Genomic DNA, 18,918 nt, shown 5'->3' with positions numbered 1-18,918 from the left:
TTTCCTTACTTACGCTGTAAGCAAGGAAGCCACCTCCTACTTCAAATGATTCAAGCGAAATATCCAATTTGAATCTGGCAAAATTCTACATTAGCAATCACCTTTTTATATATTATATGCATACATAAAAAAGATATTTATATTTATGATAATCTAAAAATCTTGTTCCCGTCAATTTACAACACAGAGAAGTTGAAAATTGTACAGCTCTATTTTTCATAAATATATGCTAAATTTCGTAAAAAAACACTTTCTTTGGCGATTCAACACTTCTTTTGTCACTCCAGAAGGGAACAAACTTTTCATCTAGAAATCATGTAACAGGATATATATAGGAGGGATTATCTTGGAATATAAAACACCCTTTATTGCGCAAAAGTTAGGTGTTAACCCAAAAGCAGTGGTTCGGATTGCTCAACAATTAAATCTCACGATTCAAAAGAACAAATATGGTCATTATATTTTTACAAAAAGTGACTTTGATCAAATGTTAGAATATCACCGTTCTCAAATGGAACAAGATTCCACTTCCCAAACGAAATCCTCAAATGAGATTGAACAACTCGTCATACAATTAAATGCAATTACAAAACGATTAGATCATATTGAAGAACAAATACAAGATAAGGCAAATGATGTTGTCACATATCAACTATTACAGCATCGTCGTGAAATGGAAGAAATGTTAACAAAGATTGAGAAATTGGAGGCTTCTATTCCAAAAGAAGAACCCGTATATATTACACCGGATAGTCAATCAACATATGAACGAGAAAAAAAACCAAAACGCCGTAAAATGATTTTAAGTATGTTTGGCTTTTAATAATTCTTATTTATCAGTATATGCATTTAAAGGATGCCCATTGTTTAGGCATCCTTTCATTTTACTATGATAATATCGTCTCCATATCTTCAGCAGCAGTCATAATCGTTTTCAATCCGAATTTCTCTTGTAGCACTTGTAAAACACCAGGTGAAATAAATTCAGGCACTTTTGGTCCAATTCGAATATCTTGTATGCCAAGGCTAAATAGACCGAGTAAAATGGCAACAGCTTTCTGTTCAAACCATGATAATATAATACTCACTGGTAATTCGTTGACGTCACATTGGAAAGCCTCTGCTAATGCAGCTGCAATTTTTATCGTTGAAATGGAATTATTACATTGTCCTAAATCAATATAACGTGGAATTTTCGTTCTTGGCACAACTCCATAATCTATGTCGTTAAAGCGGAATTTCCCACAAGAAGTTGTGAAAATAACGGTTTCTTTTGGCAATGACATAGCCAACTCTCGATAATATTCACCACCCTTGCCAGGAGCATCACATCCAGCAACTACGAAAAAACGTTTTATTTTCCCCATCTTTACTGCTTCAATAATTTCTGGTGCCAATGATAAAACAGTATGATGGTGAAAACCAGTTACTAATTGTTCGTCAGATTTCATATGTACTGCCGGAAGCTCTAATGCTTTTTGGATTAATGGTTCAAAATTATCGTTTTCAATTTTTCTTACCCCTTCTAGCCCAGCTAGATCATAAGAAAAGAAGCGATCTGCGTACGTACCCTTAATCGGCATAACGCAATTTGTCGTTGCTAAAATGGCTCCTGTAAACTTTTCAAATAGACGTCGCTGATCAAACCATGACTTACCGATATTCCCTTTTAAATGTTTATATTTTTTAAGCTGAGGATATCCATGAGCAGGAAGCATTTCCGAATGTGTATACACGTTAATTCCTCTTCCTTCTGTTTGCTTAAGCAGTTCTTCTAAAGCAAATAGATTATGTCCTGTCACAACAATTGCCTTTCCTTCCACGCGATTTTGTGTAATGTGAACAGGCTTTGGAATCCCGAAATGATTAATATGTGCCTCATCTAATAGTTCCATTACTCGTAAAGCTGCTTTTCCTACCTTCATTGCCATTTCCAAATGTTCTTGTTCATTAAAGTTTGAATTTGTTAAAGTCATATATAACGCTTCATGTGTCACTGCATCTACAAATGAATCTGTATAACCGAGTTGAGCTGCATGAGTACGATATGCTGCAATACCTTTTAATCCAAAGACAATCGTATCTTGCAAACTTGCAATTGTTTCGTTTTTCCCACAAACACCTATTATTTTACATCCACCTGTTGGAGTTTGCTCACACTGGTAACAAAACATAAAATCTCATCCCTTCTTAATCAACTCTTACAAATAAAGCGTAATGTAAATGAAATAAGAAGGATGTGATGTGAATCACAATATTATATAAAAATTTGTGACAAATCAATTTGTTAACATAATATTTTTACTGTATCTTTTAATAAGCGTTTGTGCGTGAGCATTTCCTTGAATGATATCGCGAAACTCCTTCAAGGAATATAAGTGTGTAATACCTTTTCGAGCATGAATGCGGACTGGAACCCCTTGTAACATATCATGAAAATCAAATGGGGTATCTATTGGTTCAATTGGGAAACCAAGTGTAAGCAAATACATATACATTCGTTTTGTTACAACTGCAATATACCATTCTGCCTTCATTTCTAAAGCATGTATAAACAAAATCGCTGCTAATCTTTTGAAATGCCCTCGACCTCGAGATGTTTTTGCGATGCTTAACTTTCCAATTTCATATACATTGTTTAAGTTTTTTATCAATTTATTTTTAGAAAACGGATAAAAAAACTCAGAATTAGATTGTTCTGGTGAGGTATATTGAATACATTCAACAGTACCAATATAATGCTGATCTTCTATTAATAAAAACCGTGATGGATTTAAATTCCGTTCTACAAACATTAAATTTCGTTCCTCACAAAAATCTCCCCACAATTGCTCGAACCAAAAATGCTCTTCCTTCGTTTGAACACGCTGGAACATATTTCCCCACCTTTCTTATCGCTATCTCACTTATTGATAACGCTTACATTATATAATATAAGACCGAATCTTCGTATGCAACTAAAAATATTTATTACTTATAGTATTCGTTAAACAAAATGGAATTCCTATTCCCCGTTCATTTTTATCAAAAATACCGAAAAATAACCACCTAAATACATACATAGTAGGTGGTTATTTTTTAACGCTCTCGAGCAGTAAAGATTTTTATGTTTTTATACTTTTTAACCATTCCTCAAAAATTTGCATGAGTCCATATTTTCCAGCTAACTTCTCTTTTCCTTGCTTCGTTTTATATGGGTATAACTGCAGAAATACACCACAACCTGATTCAATTTTTTTGCCGTGCATATGACTTCCTGGATAGACACAAATTACTTCGTAAATCGCCTTTCTTTTAAAAATACGTTTCCCCTCTTTTTCATCTACATATTTAATAGACCAATATTTATACATTTGCTCTGTCGCTTTTGTATTACCAACAGGCTGAAAAATGTTATACATTGGACTATACTTTACTTCAATAATAATAGATGATTGATATTCATACCATTCTTCCTGCTTTACATAACAATCTAGCCGAATATCCGGTTTTTTCGTATCTTCTCCATTATAAAAATGGCTTCCTTTACTTAATGCAATAAGTGGATGAGTTTCAATTAAATCATTAAATGCCACATGGATTCGAAACTCATCACGATGTAGTACAATTGTCGTACCATCTTGTAATCCATCCAAATAAAAATATTTCTGTATCTGTTCTCGCATCGGTACTTTATCATGAAATCCCATTTCTTGTAGTATAGAAATAACAATAAAGAATGCATAATATTCGTAGACTAAAAATGTTGGTTTATACACGAATAATAAGGCTGGAGATTGCTGTCTATAATGGGGTAACAACTCTAAATGATACATAAGTTGTCGGTGTGGTATAGAGATAGAATAAAGTGTAATATTCGTTTTTTCAGAAATGTCCTTCCAAAACGGGGAATGTAACAAATGATGAAAGTACTGTGCACTTTCATAAACAATACGATTCAAAATTTTATATTCTTGTATTTTCACTGAACTCTTGCGTAAATCCGCTTCTTTCAACAAATGTATATTTTTATATTTTTTCTTTTCTCGATCCGTCACAGAGCCGTTTCGATCAATTGTTTGCATAATGGTTTTAACAGCTTGATATTCTTCCTTTTTTGTCTCCTTTGTTTCCTCTAGTAGTTTAACTGTCTTTTGTAAAAAACGCTGAGCTTCTACTAAATAAGAATAAAACTGCCTCGTTTTAAATTTAAGAAAAGCATTTTCTAAACTATTTTTCTGCTCTATAAACTTGCGATTATAGTACTTTCCGTGCATTTTTTTTTCGCTTATGATTACACTTTTCCGCGTCGATTTTCGTTCTCGCGTCTCCCAATTGTACGTATTGACGTACTTCGTATTCATTTCGATCTTTTTATAAATTTGTTTTATTTTTTTCATCTTCTTCGGCAACATTCGCAGTAACATTAAATAAGAAGAATCTTCAATATCACTTAATGCTGAAAATGTTTTTTTATAATAACCTCGATCTAAAATTAATTCGTTCAAAATCGACTTTACATAACTTTGAATCATTTCAAATTGATCATCTTCAAAATTTTTTGGAACAATTTGAAACGCTCCGTAGTATATCTCCCCTCCCACTCTTACTTCAAAGTGGTATAAGCCGCAGCGCCATGGATAAAAAAAATCTGTTTTTCCATGTTCATATATTAATATTTTTGATCTTTTTTCATGTAGTTCATATTGTGATTCTTGTATATTCTTTTGTCCTTCATACACTTTATTCCATATAAATGTAACATGAACTGCTTTCTCATAATGTAAAGATAGCCGTAATGGTTTTAACTCCTGCACTTTATAAATACACTGTGAGAGAGAGAATGCCGAAGTGCAGAGACGATTTAAAACGATAGTCTCTCCCTTCGCTTCCGATCCTACAATTAGTTTCAGTACAAAAGGCAACATTTCTATCGTGTCGACAATTTCAGTCTCATTGTGTTCTTTATTTTGCATAACCATACAACTCCAATTCGCGTCGCTTTTGTCTTAAATACGCTAAGGAATGTTCGAATGTTGAGACACAATTTGCAAGAGGAGATTGTAATAATGGGATTAGCATCGCTCCCTTTTTTTCCTCTTCAGAAAGAAGAGCACCAACTGTCATCTCGGTTCCACGCAATTTTGTTAATACGCGCTGCTTAATTTGCAAGTCAAAGCCTTCTTCCCTGCTAATCATATAAGACTGGTTATTGTGCATGGGAATATTTTGCAAATATGAGGCAATAGCCGCAGCGCATCGAAAAGAAATACCTTTTGATGCATCGTAAGAGGACAATATATCATGCAACTTATCTAGCAACTCCAATTCCTCCTCTGAAAAAACTTCAACCATCGCTTTATTTCTTACCCAATTTATGCGAAACTCCCTAGCGGTTACTGCCAGAGAAGGAAATTGTATATTCTTTTCCTGTCTCATGCTCATTTCACAAAATGGAATTTTTTGCAATGTAATAAGATTGACTCGATCTAATAAACGGTCGGATAATTCTTTCGTTGTTTCATCAAAATTTATCGTGCCAACAAAAATAATATTTTCTCCAATTTCAATTTTCGCTGGGACTTGATTTTCTCCCCTAGCCCCTTCTTCATATAAAGTAAGAATACGATTCTTTTTTTCTAATTGGAGAATCGATAAAAATGGGGTAAACCAATGCTCAATATGCGACATATTCATTTCATCAAATACAATCATATATAGCTGATTCGGATTTTCTTTTGCTTTTAATAATGTTCGAACAAGCTGTGTCTCACTTTCAATAAATGCTCCATTTGGATGAAGATAACCAAGTAAATCATGTGGCTCTTGATAAGTCGGAGATATAGGAATCCATATTAATTCTTCACCATATTGCAATCCTAATGCTTCTGCATACGCCTGCACAAAACGAGATTTCCCAATCCCTGGTATACCACCAAGAATGGTTAACATATTCGTTTTTACACTAATGTGAAAATTAAAGATATCCGTTACATCAATATATAACCCTTTATCACATACTATTTTCTGTACATACTGTAGAAAAGAGGTTTCTCGTTCGTCCCATTCCTGCTCTTCTTTTTGATTTCTAATATCTATCACTTCAATTGGCTTCCCCTCTTCCGCAACGCGTTTTACGAGTTGCTCGTATATATTTGCATTTACAAAATACAAATGATCATCAACTTCTAATTCCACATATTTCTTCCAGTCATCAATCTCAATATATTTACATTCCTTTCTTTGTTCACAATAGGCAATAGAACTAACCGACGGCTTTAATGATAAATTTCCATATAAACGCCCTTCATGCCATAATAAATCCGGTGTATCAAAATCCTGTGGAAACTTAGGCATGAGAAAAGATAGATAGCCATTCCCAAGCTTTCTCTCAAAAGATTCTCTTTTTCTATATCCAGTTAGTCTTGGTGAAGGAATAATTTTATATGCATCCACCAATTCTTTCTGTTCTGTGCATATTAATTCTACATATATGTTTCCTCTTTCATAATAAAGTCGAAATAACACCAACTGTTTTTCTAACTTTCTCTTTTTCAAATCAGCGAACACTTTCTCATTCTTCTTATTACTACATATACCTTCAAATACGTATGGTTCCTCTCCAAACTGGGATTGCAAAACCGAAGGAATTGGTGACAAACATTGGATTGAAAATGTCTCTTTTTCTTCTATGCCTTTTACAAATTTCCCAATAAACCTCATATGATACATCCGTTTTATAAAACTTGGATGAAGAGCTTTATGTAATTTCAATACACTCACCCTCTTTTTCCCATACTGTTCTTATTGTATGTATTATTTTATAAAACTAGAAACAAAAAACCTGACGTTATCCGTCAGGTTTTAAGAGAAAAATTGATATTAGTGCGAAGAAAATGTTTGTTTCTCTTGCAAAATCGCATTGTGAGCAATCTTTAATTTCGCTAAGACATACCGTAGTCTATCTTCAGCATTTTCATCCTTTTTATGCTGCAAATTTGCTAACGTTTCTACAGATCCTGCTAAATTTTCAATCACTCCACGCAATTCGGGATGATGGTTAAAAAACGATTCTTGTACTAAAACTTTTCTTAAATCATTGGTCAACTCTATAATCCTTACCAACTGTTTTTTTTCTTCCATATTCATCCCTCCTAAGCATCTTATTCTTATATATGAAATATTCTGTGAAAAATTGCAAATTCCTTGTATCTAAAACAAAAAAGTCCTACAAGAGGACTTTTTACACTTGTATATTTCCTGTAAATAGCAAATAAAGCGATGCAATAGTTGCAATGACAATGACAACCATAACATATCTCTCACCGTTTGAAAAATAGCGATTTCCTTTTTCTTTTCGAGCAAACATATAAACAACAAGACCAATACCATAAACAATGGAAACTAGTAACAAATTCTTTAGCCCAGCTGCATAAATTAACCAGATGGAATAAATAAATGCAATGAAAGCTAATACTCCATTTTTTATTCTCGCTTGTTTTATTTCCTTTGTAATAACTAATTTTAGCTGATACAATGCCGATAATAAATACGGTAATAAAATAGATGTCGAAGCAATAAAATACATCATTTGATATGTTGATTCTGAGAAAAGCACAATGATAAATAACGTTTGTGCAACACCATTTGAAATCCATAATGCAATATGCGGTGTTTGTTTTTTATTTGTTTTTGTAAATACTTTCGGAAAAACACCATCTTTTCCGGCCACATGAGAAATTTCAGAAACAAGTAGAAACCATCCAATTAAAGTCCCCACAAGTGATGCAACTAAACCGATATTAATAGCAACTGCTCCCCAAGAGCCAACTACATGTTCTAATACATGTCCCATTGAAGGCGTGTCTAAAAGAGATAATTCTTGTCTTGACATAGCCCCCATTGAAAGGACGGAAATTAAAATGTAAATTGCCATGACTAAAATAAGTCCCAAAACTGTCGCTTTTCCAACATCACGACTATTCTTTGCTCTTCCAGATAACACAACGGCTCCTTCTACCCCAATAAATACCCAAAGCGTCACGAGCATTGTGTTTTTCACTTGTCCAAGTACAGAAGAGATGGAAACAGTCCCTTCTCCCCAAAAATCATGAGTAAATGTCTCCCAGCGAAATGCTGTAACCATTACGACGATAAATAATAAGATTGGAACTAGCTTTCCAATTGTAGCAATTACATTCATAATTGACGCTTCACGAATTCCAATTAAAATCAAAAAGTGAAGTGTCCATAATAAAAGAGAGGCGCCAATAATCGAAGCTACATTATTTCCACCTTTAAAAATGGGAAAGAAATATCCAAGCGTGCTAAACAATAACATAATCGTTGCTACATTTCCTAAAATCCCAGCAAGCCAATATCCCCACGCACTATTAAAACCAATGTATTCACCAAACCCTGCGCGTGCATAACTATAAATTCCGCCCTCAAGCTCTGGTTTTTGCCTTGCTAATGTTTGATATACAAGCGCAAGTGGAATCATTCCTAATGCTGTAATACACCAACCAATTAGTGTAGCACCACTATTTGCCCCAGCTGCTAAGTCATGTGGGAGGCTAAATACGCCACCTCCAACCATTGTTCCAACTACTAATGCAATTAATGAGAAAAATCCTAATTTCTTTTCTATCGGTATCACCCCGTTTGTCATTCTAGGTGTTATGTTTATCCGTCAACTATTAAAGTCACCTTTTTCTCTAATAGAAGTTTCTTTTATATTTTTTCAGGAAAACATTACTTATTCTAAAAGAAAATGAGTAAAAAGGGAATACTTTTTTGAAAAAATGTATAAGTATGCATAAAAAAACCGTTCATTTCTCATGAACGGCCGTTTTTTAAAGCTAAAATTGTATATTTTTTGTAAAAATTTAACGAATAAGCTTTTATCTCATTATTTTAGGGCAGTAGCAGCCCAATTGGTGGAGGATGAAAAACCCCGTTGATTAAAGTTTCACTTTATTTTTTAATTGTTTCACCATCTTTTTTACACTTTCTCTACCTCACATTCATTTCGCGATTCTGGTGATTCATTCCAACTTACTTTTTTCAAGATATACTTGTTCTTTCACTCTAATGATCAAATAATAGCGTCTTTATAATCGCTATGTACTCTCTTATATAAGCCTTATTCTTAGAACGTGCAGGAGTCGAAGCAGCTAATGCTTCCATTTTGATTCCTAAACGTTTCGCAATAATTTTTGTACGATATAAATGATAGGTATTACTTACAATAATAGCGTGTGTAATATGAAATAAATCTTTACTAAACTTTAAATTTTCATACGTACTTGTCGAACGGTCTTCTATCAAAATACGATTGGCATTGATACCGTGTGCTACTAAATAATTTCGCATACTATGCGCTTCTGGAATATCTTCATCTTCTCCTTGTCCTCCAGATACGATAGCCTTTGTCTTAGGGTTTTCATTTAAATATTTTAAAGCTACATCTAAGCGATTTTGAAGAGATTGTGATGGCTTATCTCCAAATAATTTTGCACCTAATATTAATATATAAGGAATTTCATTACTCACCTCTTTTTGAGCAACTTTGCGCATCTGATACGTAATATATAGTATATATAATATTGGTAAAAGAAATAGAAGACAGACAATCCATTTATTCATTACTATATCTACACTCCCTTTCTTTCTATTATATAGAAAAAGAAAGGGAGGTAGAAGTCTTTTTAATGGCTACGTTGCCCCGCATTTTGAGGATTACGTGCTTTTTGAGAAGACGTATGAGATTGTGTTTGATTCCCTTTATGTTTTGCTGATCCTAGTGCTTTCGTTTTTCCCATTTGAATCCCCCCTTTTTATATTCCCTTTTATATTCTGTACTTTTCCTTTTCTCATACAATGGATTTATTGGAAGCTCCAATGTTTTTTTCTTTATATTTTAACAAAACGTAGCGGAGGGCAATCCCCATTGCACAAATTAACAAAATGCTAAGCGTATAAAATGGAAGCATGCCCCCTACTTTTGACACACCAAAAGTAAAACTCGTTAATAATATAATGAGCCGCAATAAACTATCTACACGTCCCATTACTTCATTTGAAATTTTCTCCATTATTAACACATTGCGTACAATCCTTGTTCTCGCATTTCCAATTGCATGAAAATAGAAAGCCCATATAACATAACAACTGAAGATTCTACAATCATTCCGGTAATTGAAATTACATATATACACATCGTAATTACGATAGATATTTCTGTCTTCACATATTTCATTAAAAAGGGCATGCTGATTCCAGCAAGTACAGCACCAATCCCATACATCATCCTCTTTATTGTATATACAGATGCATTTACTTTTAATACATCTGAAATGTATATTGGAATTAAATAATTTGTCATCATCACTCCGATAAATGACATATAGATGGCAAGTAAAAACCAAAAAAGTTTTTGGCGCCCTTTCATAACATGAGCCCCTTCAAGCATTTGCTTTTTAAATGGAATCCTTAGTAATAATGACTTTCTTGAAAAACGATCAATGCTTTGGCCAATAAGTGGTGACAATAAAAACATAATAAGAGTCGCTACAATAGATACATATCCAAAGATAACATCGCCACCGCTTTCCTTGATCAAAAACCACAGGATCGTTATCATAACAATCTCAGAACCAATAGCTTATCTGCTATTGGCTCCTAAAACATAATACAATCGAGACTCATAATAAAGAGAATTCATATCAATCAACTCCTAATTGCTTTTTCACCTCTTTATAAACGTCCATATATGCTTTTAATTCTTTAATAAGATCATGGATAAGCGGTTTTGCCTCTTCTCCAAGTTCACCATCTTGTACATGTAAACCGTCTACTACAACTTGTTTTGGAATGGTATTCGCGTACACTCCTCTTGCGACAATACGCATACTATTTAATGCGTTCATTCCGCCTTTTCCTCCACCTGCAACCGCCAATAAAGCAACTGGTTTATGAATAAATTCACTACTGCTTAAAAAATCAAGCGCATTTTTTAAAGCGCCACTCATTGCGTTATGATATTCCGGTGTACAAAGTACAACACCGTCTGCTGATTTTACTAAATTTTTCAATTTTGTTACAGCTTCTAGTTCACGCTGTGAATCTTCCCCGTTATATAAAGGCAATTCTTCGATCGCCAAATCATATAATTCCCCTTCAAAGTGCTCTGCAATATATTTTGCAATTACACGTGTTCTACCGAATTTTCTTGGCGTTCCATTCATTACGACTAATTTCATAATTCTTTCTCCCCCTTATTTAAGCTTCTCATTCTATATTATCAGAAAATTATATACAAAACACAACAAAAATGGTGAAAATGTTTTAGAAAATAGTATAAAAAGAACTCATACTTTCGTATGAGTTTTTTTCAAAAATGAAATCATTAGGACTTTTGTGCTTTAAAATGCCAATAAGCCTTCTCTGCTAACTTTCTCCGCTCCTCTGGTAGCTTGCTGTATTGTATAATCATTTCTACCATTTGTTCATAAGGAGCAAAAACGATTCCTGGCCACTCTTTTTCGTCTTCTGGATTACTCGATTCAGAAATAATAAACTTTTGATTCGCAACAGCATGAGAAATTCGTGGCGTTTCAAGAATTCCAGTTAAATGGAAATGAATATTTAAAATGATCTTTGCTCGTGCCATCAGTTCGTTTCTAGGAATTCCCCATACATTGCTTTGAAAAACAATATTCAAGTTCGGGGCAAGCTCTTGAAGCTGTTCAAAAATCGCTTGACGTCGCTCATTCATAGCACCAATAAACAGAACATCAATATCTTCTGAAAGCACGTGAGGAAATGCTCCTTTTTTTATTTCTAATGTCGGGGCATAATTCATCTTCACATGTTTTATTTCTTTTCCTAATCCTTTCTGTTTCAACCATTCTATATTTTGACGACTATAATCCCATACTTCTCTATCCTTTAATATTGTAAGATATGCCGCATTCACATAAGGACTCTCATCATATAACTGCTCTAAATTATACACAATTGCATGATTTGGTATAGGGATGGGGCGATAAGCAAATAAATGAGCACCAAAAAGAACGGTCTGTTTTGCTTGGTCCAATAACGTTTCTGATATAATTACTTCTTGTCCTTGTTGTTCTAATTGCCATTTTAAAGCACGTGCAACGTCTATAAAACTCCCATATGTGTACGGCCATATATAGAAACAATAATCATATTCTTTATTAAAAAATGATTCAATTACCTTTGCATTCTTTTCATACAACTCCACATTCGGATACTTCATTACCATCTCATTCGCATATTTTTTTGCAACTTTATATAAACCAGCATAATATGCCGCCACGCATCTTTTTAATTCTATACTTGGTCTATCCGCCTCCTGTATATCCATTTCTAAAATAAGATTTGCAACAACGAAAGCTTTCAAATGATCGTGATCGTAGTAATAATCCAACAGCGGAATTAACTCCTCATGCGTATTTCCATACACAGATGTACCGAGATCAATAGCCCATCTTATTAATTCCATTATCCCTCCACCTCCCCTTTCACACATAGATGTTTTAATAAAACTTTTTATTATTCTCAACCACCTTTGCGATGTATATCGGTAATTCTTCGATTTTCGATTCAAGAAACTTTTGTGCTTTTCTACCAATATGTTTCTTACTTTCAATATAATAAGCACAAATCGAAATTTCATAGTCAAATAAATAATCATACACATGATAATCTACAAATAGAAGATCTTCTTTTGGAAACGGGATTTCTTTTCCTTGTAATGCATACATTAAACTTAAATGATTTTTCGATCTCACTCTATATAATCTGGCTAACTGATATAATGATTCTGCCCTACTTGGCCTATATTCCCAAGCATTTTGAAAATACGTAACCGCCAGAGAAAGAAGTTCTTCTTCTTTTTGAATGAAACTTTCCAATTTCTGCACACTATTTCCAACCTTACTTCTTAATTGCTCTTGTTTTATTGCTAACTGCTCATAACAAACTCCAATTCGCAATAATGAATAAAATACTTCTTCTCTCCATCCCCCAGCCTCAACCCTTTTTTTGTACCATTTAATAGCTTCCTCAAATTCTCCTAAATGGTAATAGGTTTGAGCTAAATAAAATAAATACCGAATTTTCAAGTCTGGTGTCGTTTCTGGATCTTTTATTCCCTCCAATAATAATCGTTTATCTCTTTCAAATTTATCACTCTTACTTCCGCCATCTCCTTGATCATTTACAACAAGGCCATCTAACCTTCCCACTTCTTGTTGATAATCCGTCCCTAGTTTTGAACGATCTATATCCCAATATTCATGCGTAACCCCAACAGATTTCCAAGAAAGAGAGGCTTTTAATAATCTAGTAAGCCAATATTTAATATGAATATCGTACTGCATTGTCAAATAATGATCTTTCGTTAAACTACTTTTATCAAAATTCGCTGTCTCTTCTAAAACCATATCCGCATCAAGCACTAATAAATAATCTGATTCCGGATATGTTTTTTGTGCTAACGCTACTGCCAGCGTACGATTATAGCCAAAATTTCGAAACGGTTCATGGTGAACGGTCCCAGGTATCTCATTGTCCTTACACCATTGTTCTATTATTTCAGGCGTATGATCGGTAGACCCCGTATCACAAATCGATACAAAATCAATAACTGGTTTTGCAGAATTTAAACATCGCTCAATGATTTTCTCTTCATTTTTAACAATCATACAAAGACAAATTTTTTTCTCTTCTTGCTGCTGTCCACTTTTCACCTTACCACCTCCATTTTTTATAAATAAATCCCTCTATGTATAACTTGGATTATAAACACTCCTACTTTACGTATTCTTTTACTATTTATGAAAGCATTATTTTATTTATTCTGATTTTCATTCTACTGACTCCATCTTAACTTAAATGAGAGCTGAACTGCTCATAACAGCCCGATTGATGAAGCCCCCCACTAATTAAAGTTTTCCTTTATCTTCTTCCCTATTTTTTACGTTCAGTCTACAAAGAGTAAAACAAAAAAACTTGCACATTTGTACAAGTTTCTTCTCCAAAATAATGAATCATTTTTTTACAACAGCATGTCCGCCAAATTGATTACGAAGCGCTGAAACAACTTTTCCGTGGAATGTATCATCTTCTTGAGAACGGTAACGCATAAATAATGACATCGCAATGACTGGAGCGGCTGCTTGTAATTCAAGGGCTGTTTCGACTGTCCATTTTCCTTCTCCTGAAGAATTCATTACCCCTTTAATTCCAGCCAATTTAGGATCATCCGCAAACGCTTTTTCTGTTAAATCCATTAACCAACCACGAATAACGGATCCGTTCGCCCATACTTTTGCCACCTCTTCATAGTTATAATCAAAATCACTTTTCTCTAAAACTTCAAACCCTTCAGCAATTGCTTGCATCATTCCATATTCAATACCATTATGAACCATTTTTAAGAAATGACCACTTCCAACACGCCCTGCATAAGAATAGCCATTTTCTACTGCTAAATCTTTAAATAAAAGCTCCAATTGATTAAAGATTTCTTTTTTTCCACCAACCATTAAGCATGCCCCATAGCGCGCACCTTCTACACCGCCTGATGTTCCAATATCTACATAATGGAGCCCTAATCGTTCTGCTTCTTCAGCACGGCGTAACGTATCTTTATAGAAAGAGTTTCCACCTTCAATAACAATATCTCCTTTATCTAATAATGGATAAAGCTCATGTAATACTGAATCTACAATTTCTCCAGCCGGTACCATTACCCAAATGATGCGAGGTGATTCCAGCGTTTCCACTAGTTTCTTTAATGTAGGACGAGCAGCAATTCCAAGCTGTCCTGCTTTTTCTACAAGCTCTTGATTCACATCATAAACGACTACGTCGTGTCCATCTTCATGTAAATGTTCCGCTAATGGGAAACCCATTTTTCCTAATCCGATTAAACCTAGTTTCATATTCATCTAACTCCTATTCTATATTATAAGATTTAATAACGAAATGAGTCCAAGTGCTACAATTGACAGAATGGTTTCCATCGCTGTCCATGTGAATAGCGTTTCCTTTACCGTCATTCCGAAGTATTCTTTAATCATCCAAAAACCAGAATCATTCACATGTGATAAAATGAGTGATCCTGCTCCTGTTGCAAGCGCTAATAATTCTACATTCACTCCTGGCATACTCGCTGCAATCGGTGCTACAATTCCAGCTGCTGTCATCATTGAGACTGTTGCAGAACCTGTTGCAACTCGAATAAGTGCAGCAATCCCCCACCCTAATAGTATTGGAGAAATATGCGATTCTTTCGCCATATCTGCAATTGTAGTGCCGATACCTGAGTCTAATAACACTTTATTGAATGCTCCGCCTGCTCCAATAACTAACAGTATGTTCGCAATCGGCCCTAAACAATCATTTGTAAATTGTAATACTTTCTCTTTTGAAAATCCCTTTGCATAACCAAGGCTAAAGAAGGAATACATCGTTGCTATTAATAACGCAACGACAGGATCTCCAATAAAATGCAATGTCTTTGCCAATTGACTTGTTTTTTCTAATGCTACTTCCGCTATTGATGCTCCAAGCATAAGTAATACCGGAAGTAAAATAGTAAATAACGTGTTTCCAAAGCCAGGAAGTTCTTTTTTCGTATCCCTTTCATTCAGCTGCTCTGCTACATCTTTTGGAACGTTTTTATGTATACGAGCACCAATCCATTTACCGTAAATCGGTCCTGAAATAACTGCTGTTGGAATTCCAATGATTAACGCATATAATATCGTTTTTCCTACATCCGCTTTAAAAATACCAACTGCAGCCATCGCAGCTGGATGTGGTGGTACTAACCCATGTACAACAGATAGACCTGCTACAAGCGGAATACCAATTGTTATAAGTGAAACACCTGTTTCTAATGCAATTGTAAATACAAGCGGGATTAATAATACAAATCCAACTTGGAAAAACACTGGAATGCCGACTAAAAATGCAACAACCATCATTGCCCAATGAACGCGCTTTGTTCCAAAACGTTCTATAAGGGTATTTGCAATTCTTTCAGCACCCCCAGACTCAGCCATCATCTTCCCAAGCATTGTTCCTAAAGCTAAAACAATCGCTAAAAAGCCTAACGTATTACCAAGTCCTAATTTAATAGAATCAATGATCCCCATTTCTTTTGACGACGTTGCAATCAAAGGCATCCCCATGGCGAGCCCAACTCCGATTGCAGTTAAAATTAAAGCGACAAATGGATGCCATTTTGCTACTGTAATCAGTAATAGTAATATGACAACAGCCGCTAGTACAATCCCAACTACCATTTCTCCCAATCCCCCTACTGTTTACGTTGGAAAGCAGCTATACAATCAAACTCTTCTTTCAGACGATTGTAAAGTCGTTCATACATATAGAACATCTCTAAATATAAAGCCGTATTTTCTTTATTTGGTACATGATGATGAACAATTTGGATCCAATCTTTCACCTCTTCTAGTGAATCAATCTTTCCTATCGCATATAAAGATAACGCGGCTGCTCCTAGTGCAGATGCTTCATGACTTTCCGGAACAAGCAACTCTTTGCCCATCATATCCGATAACATTTGTCGCCAAAATGCTGATTTTGCAAAACCACCTGAAACACGAATCTCAGACAGCGGTCCTGTTTGATCTCGAATAGCAAGTGCTACAGAATAGACACTCATACAGACGCCTTCCATAACAGCACGAATAAAATGTTCACGTTTATGTTGCAGATGAATGCCGAAGAACGTACCTCTTGCATTTGCATTCCAATACGGAGAACGTTCTCCTGATAAAAATGGTAAAAATAGTAACCCATCAGCTCCAGCTGGCACACTTTCAGCATATTGAATTAATAAATCGTATGGGTCAATACCTAATTTCTTGGCGACTTCCTGTTCTGGACTACCAAATTCATCGCGTAACCACCTTAATAAAATGCCTCCATTATTCGTCGGACCGCCAATTACCCACTGTTTGTCTGTCAATGCGTAACAAAACGTTCTCCCTTTCTCATCGGTATTGATGTTTTGTGAAATGGTTCGAACAGCACCGCTCGTTCCGATTGTAATAGCTGCCTCTCCCGGAGATATCGCACCAACACCGACATTTGCAAGAACACCATCACTTGCTCCAATAACAACTGGCGTATTTTCAGAAATCCCCATCTTCTGAGCCAGCTTCACATTCATTCCTGACAAAATATACGTAGTCGGTACAGGCGTTGATAACTGTTCAGGTGATAGCTCCAGCATTTGTAATACATCTCCGTCCCAGTCTAATGTTTCTAGATTGAATAGACCTGTAGCTGATGCAATGGAATAGTCAACAACATATTGTGCAAATAATTGATAAATCACATACTCTTTTATAGAAATGAATTTATAAGCTCTCGCATATAAATCTGGTTCTTCCTCTTTCATCCACAACAATTTTGAAAGTGGAGACATCGGATGAATAGGTGTACCTGTTCTACGATAAATTTCATGTCCATGCATATGCTGCAATAATTTTTCTGATTGCTTTATACTCCGATTATCTGCCCATATAATAGATTTTGTTAATGGACTTCCTTCTTTATCTACCGCAATGAGTGCATGCATCGCAGTACTAATCCCGATGGAAGAAATATCGGCCGGCAGCACGTTCCCTTTTTTAATGGCAACGCTTACAGTTTTATATACAGCGGAACATATTACATCAGGATCTTGTTCAGCCCATCCCGAATGCGGCTGAATAATTGGATAATCAATTGCATGTGTTGCAACTACTTTCCCTTTTTCAGTAAAAACAACCGCTTTTGTACTTGTGGTACCGATATCAATCCCGATTACTCTCCCCCTTGTTTCCATACAAATCTTCCCTTCATTTCTAGCAAAATATCGTTTAGTAACCGTTTACACAAAACAGTATATAAAATATTTTTTCTTAAATCAATATTTTAAAAGAAAATTTTTTTCATTAGTAAACATAAGAAAGAGCAATGTATACAAGTACACTGCTCTTTATATTCGCTTCATTGAAATTGTTTCGCGTATACTTTGCAAATTTTGTAATGTTTCTTCTTGACGCTGCATTGACAATCCTACATACAATGTATCTAATAAACTAAGTTGTGCTAATCGTGATGAACTTGCTTCCGTCCGAAATTCCGTTTCGCGTGTTGACGTATATAACGTGATATCCGCCAATTGACTCAATGCAGATTTCTGATAGCTAGTAATCGCAATGATGCGTGCTCCTTTTGTTTTCGCTACTTCTAGTGCTTCCAGCAATGCTTTGTTGCTTCCAGAATGAGAAATTGCGATGACAACTGCTTCTGTCGTAAGCAACCCAGCTCCCATAATTTGAAAGTGCGAATCAGTATGAGCAATGCAAGAGATACCCGTTCTCATAAATTTATGATAAGCATCCATTGCGATAATGCCTGAACCACCATTTCCATAAAATTCAATACGTTTTGCTAGCTGCAATATATGTATTGCTTCTTCTAACGCTTCCTCATTTAATAGATGTAAAGTATCTTGTAACCCTGTAATATGCGAATGAAAGACTTTTTTTGCAACAGTTACCATATCATCTTCTGCAGACACTTCTTCGTGAATATTTTGCATAGGTGTATGTACAATTTCACGTGCTAATGTAATTTTCAAATCTTGAAACCCTTGAAATCCAAGGTGCTTACATAAGCGAAAAATCGTTGCTTCTGAACTATTTGTAATATCCGCTAATTCCGTAATTGATTTATGTACAACATCTTGCGGATATTGTATTATATGTTCAGCTATACTTCGAAGCTTTGGCGATAAGCCATTTAATGAAGCCTGAATTTTCCCTATACCAACTTTTGTACCAGGCATGTTATATCTTCCCCTTCCATATGAGTTTTATT

The 18,918-nt window shown here is 34.9% G+C and carries 15 protein-coding genes and 1 pseudogene; 1 reads left to right on the top strand and 15 read right to left on the bottom strand.

The features are described from left to right. The first annotated feature begins 346 nt into the window (after nt 1-346). The gene (locus BCER98_RS08720) at nt 347-823 is read left to right on the top strand and encodes a polar chromosome segregation protein (RefSeq protein ID WP_012094162.1); all 477 of its coding nucleotides are present in this window, start codon (nt 347-349) and stop codon (nt 821-823) included. A 64-nt stretch (nt 824-887) separates the two neighbouring features. On the opposite strand, the gene hcp is transcribed toward BCER98_RS08720, so the two are convergent. From hcp to BCER98_RS08645, 15 genes and pseudogenes are all read right to left on the bottom strand, one after another. After that, complete coding sequence (gene hcp / locus BCER98_RS08715) at nt 888-2,174, bottom strand: hydroxylamine reductase (RefSeq protein ID WP_012094161.1); 1,287 nt, start codon at nt 2,172-2,174, stop codon at nt 888-890. A 105-nt stretch (nt 2,175-2,279) separates the two neighbouring features. Next, a complete protein-coding gene (locus BCER98_RS08710; RefSeq protein ID WP_012094160.1) occupies nt 2,280-2,876 on the bottom strand; it encodes a hypothetical protein in 597 nt (198 codons plus the stop codon). Nucleotides 2,877-3,104: 228 nt separating this feature from the next. Continuing rightward, entirely contained in the window at nt 3,105-4,955 is a 1,851-nt protein-coding gene (locus BCER98_RS08705) for a hypothetical protein (RefSeq protein WP_041809679.1), read from the bottom strand. Further along, on the bottom strand, nt 4,945-6,753 hold the full coding sequence (locus BCER98_RS08700; protein WP_041809677.1) for an AAA family ATPase: 1,809 nt from the start codon (nt 6,751-6,753) through the stop codon (nt 4,945-4,947). Before BCER98_RS08700 ends, BCER98_RS08705 begins: the two co-directional genes overlap by 11 nt. A 108-nt stretch (nt 6,754-6,861) precedes the next feature. Continuing rightward, entirely contained in the window at nt 6,862-7,122 is a 261-nt protein-coding gene (locus tag BCER98_RS08695) for a hypothetical protein (protein ID WP_012094157.1), read from the bottom strand. 100 nt (nt 7,123-7,222) lie between these two features. Next, nucleotides 7,223-8,650 (bottom strand): arginine-ornithine antiporter, encoded by a 1,428-nt coding sequence (gene arcD / locus BCER98_RS08690; protein ID WP_012094156.1) that lies wholly within the window; start codon nt 8,648-8,650, stop codon nt 7,223-7,225. 419 nt (nt 8,651-9,069) lie between these two features. Next, entirely contained in the window at nt 9,070-9,627 is a 558-nt protein-coding gene (locus BCER98_RS08685) for a YdcF family protein (RefSeq protein WP_012094155.1), read from the bottom strand. Between the two features lie 227 nt (nt 9,628-9,854). Then, nucleotides 9,855-10,624, bottom strand: a pseudogene (locus BCER98_RS20865) (hypothetical protein). Between the two features lie 82 nt (nt 10,625-10,706). Then, the gene (locus tag BCER98_RS08675; RefSeq protein ID WP_012094154.1) at nt 10,707-11,243 is read right to left on the bottom strand and encodes an NADPH-dependent FMN reductase; all 537 of its coding nucleotides are present in this window, start codon (nt 11,241-11,243) and stop codon (nt 10,707-10,709) included. A gap of 146 nt (nt 11,244-11,389) precedes the next feature. Further along, nucleotides 11,390-12,511: a CgeB family protein gene (locus BCER98_RS08670; RefSeq protein ID WP_012094153.1), complete on the bottom strand. Its 1,122-nt coding sequence runs from the start codon at nt 12,509-12,511 to the stop codon at nt 11,390-11,392. A 34-nt stretch (nt 12,512-12,545) separates the two neighbouring features. Then, nucleotides 12,546-13,715 (bottom strand): tetratricopeptide repeat-containing glycosyltransferase, encoded by a 1,170-nt coding sequence (locus tag BCER98_RS08665; RefSeq protein WP_048723093.1) that lies wholly within the window; start codon nt 13,713-13,715, stop codon nt 12,546-12,548. 345 nt (nt 13,716-14,060) lie between these two features. Beyond that, nucleotides 14,061-14,957, bottom strand: a complete 897-nt coding sequence (gene gnd / locus BCER98_RS08660) for a phosphogluconate dehydrogenase (NAD(+)-dependent, decarboxylating) (RefSeq protein ID WP_041809672.1) — start codon at nt 14,955-14,957, stop codon at nt 14,061-14,063. Between the two features lie 18 nt (nt 14,958-14,975). Further along, nucleotides 14,976-16,325: a GntP family permease gene (locus BCER98_RS08655; RefSeq protein ID WP_012094148.1), complete on the bottom strand. Its 1,350-nt coding sequence runs from the start codon at nt 16,323-16,325 to the stop codon at nt 14,976-14,978. Between the two features lie 14 nt (nt 16,326-16,339). Continuing rightward, nucleotides 16,340-17,878 carry a gluconokinase gene (gene gntK / locus BCER98_RS08650; RefSeq protein WP_012094147.1) on the bottom strand — a complete coding sequence of 513 codons (1,539 nt, stop codon included), beginning with the start codon at nt 17,876-17,878 and terminating at the stop codon, nt 16,340-16,342. Nucleotides 17,879-18,031: 153 nt separating this feature from the next. Continuing rightward, the gene (locus BCER98_RS08645; RefSeq protein WP_012094146.1) at nt 18,032-18,886 is read right to left on the bottom strand and encodes a MurR/RpiR family transcriptional regulator; all 855 of its coding nucleotides are present in this window, start codon (nt 18,884-18,886) and stop codon (nt 18,032-18,034) included. Nucleotides 18,887-18,918: the final 32 nt, after the last annotated feature.

The organism is Bacillus cytotoxicus NVH 391-98, from assembly GCF_000017425.1.
Lineage (GTDB): Bacteria > Bacillota > Bacilli > Bacillales > Bacillaceae_G > Bacillus_A > Bacillus_A cytotoxicus.
The sequence above is the reverse complement of the archived record's forward strand: the minus strand, read 5'-3'. Positions and strand labels throughout refer to the sequence as shown.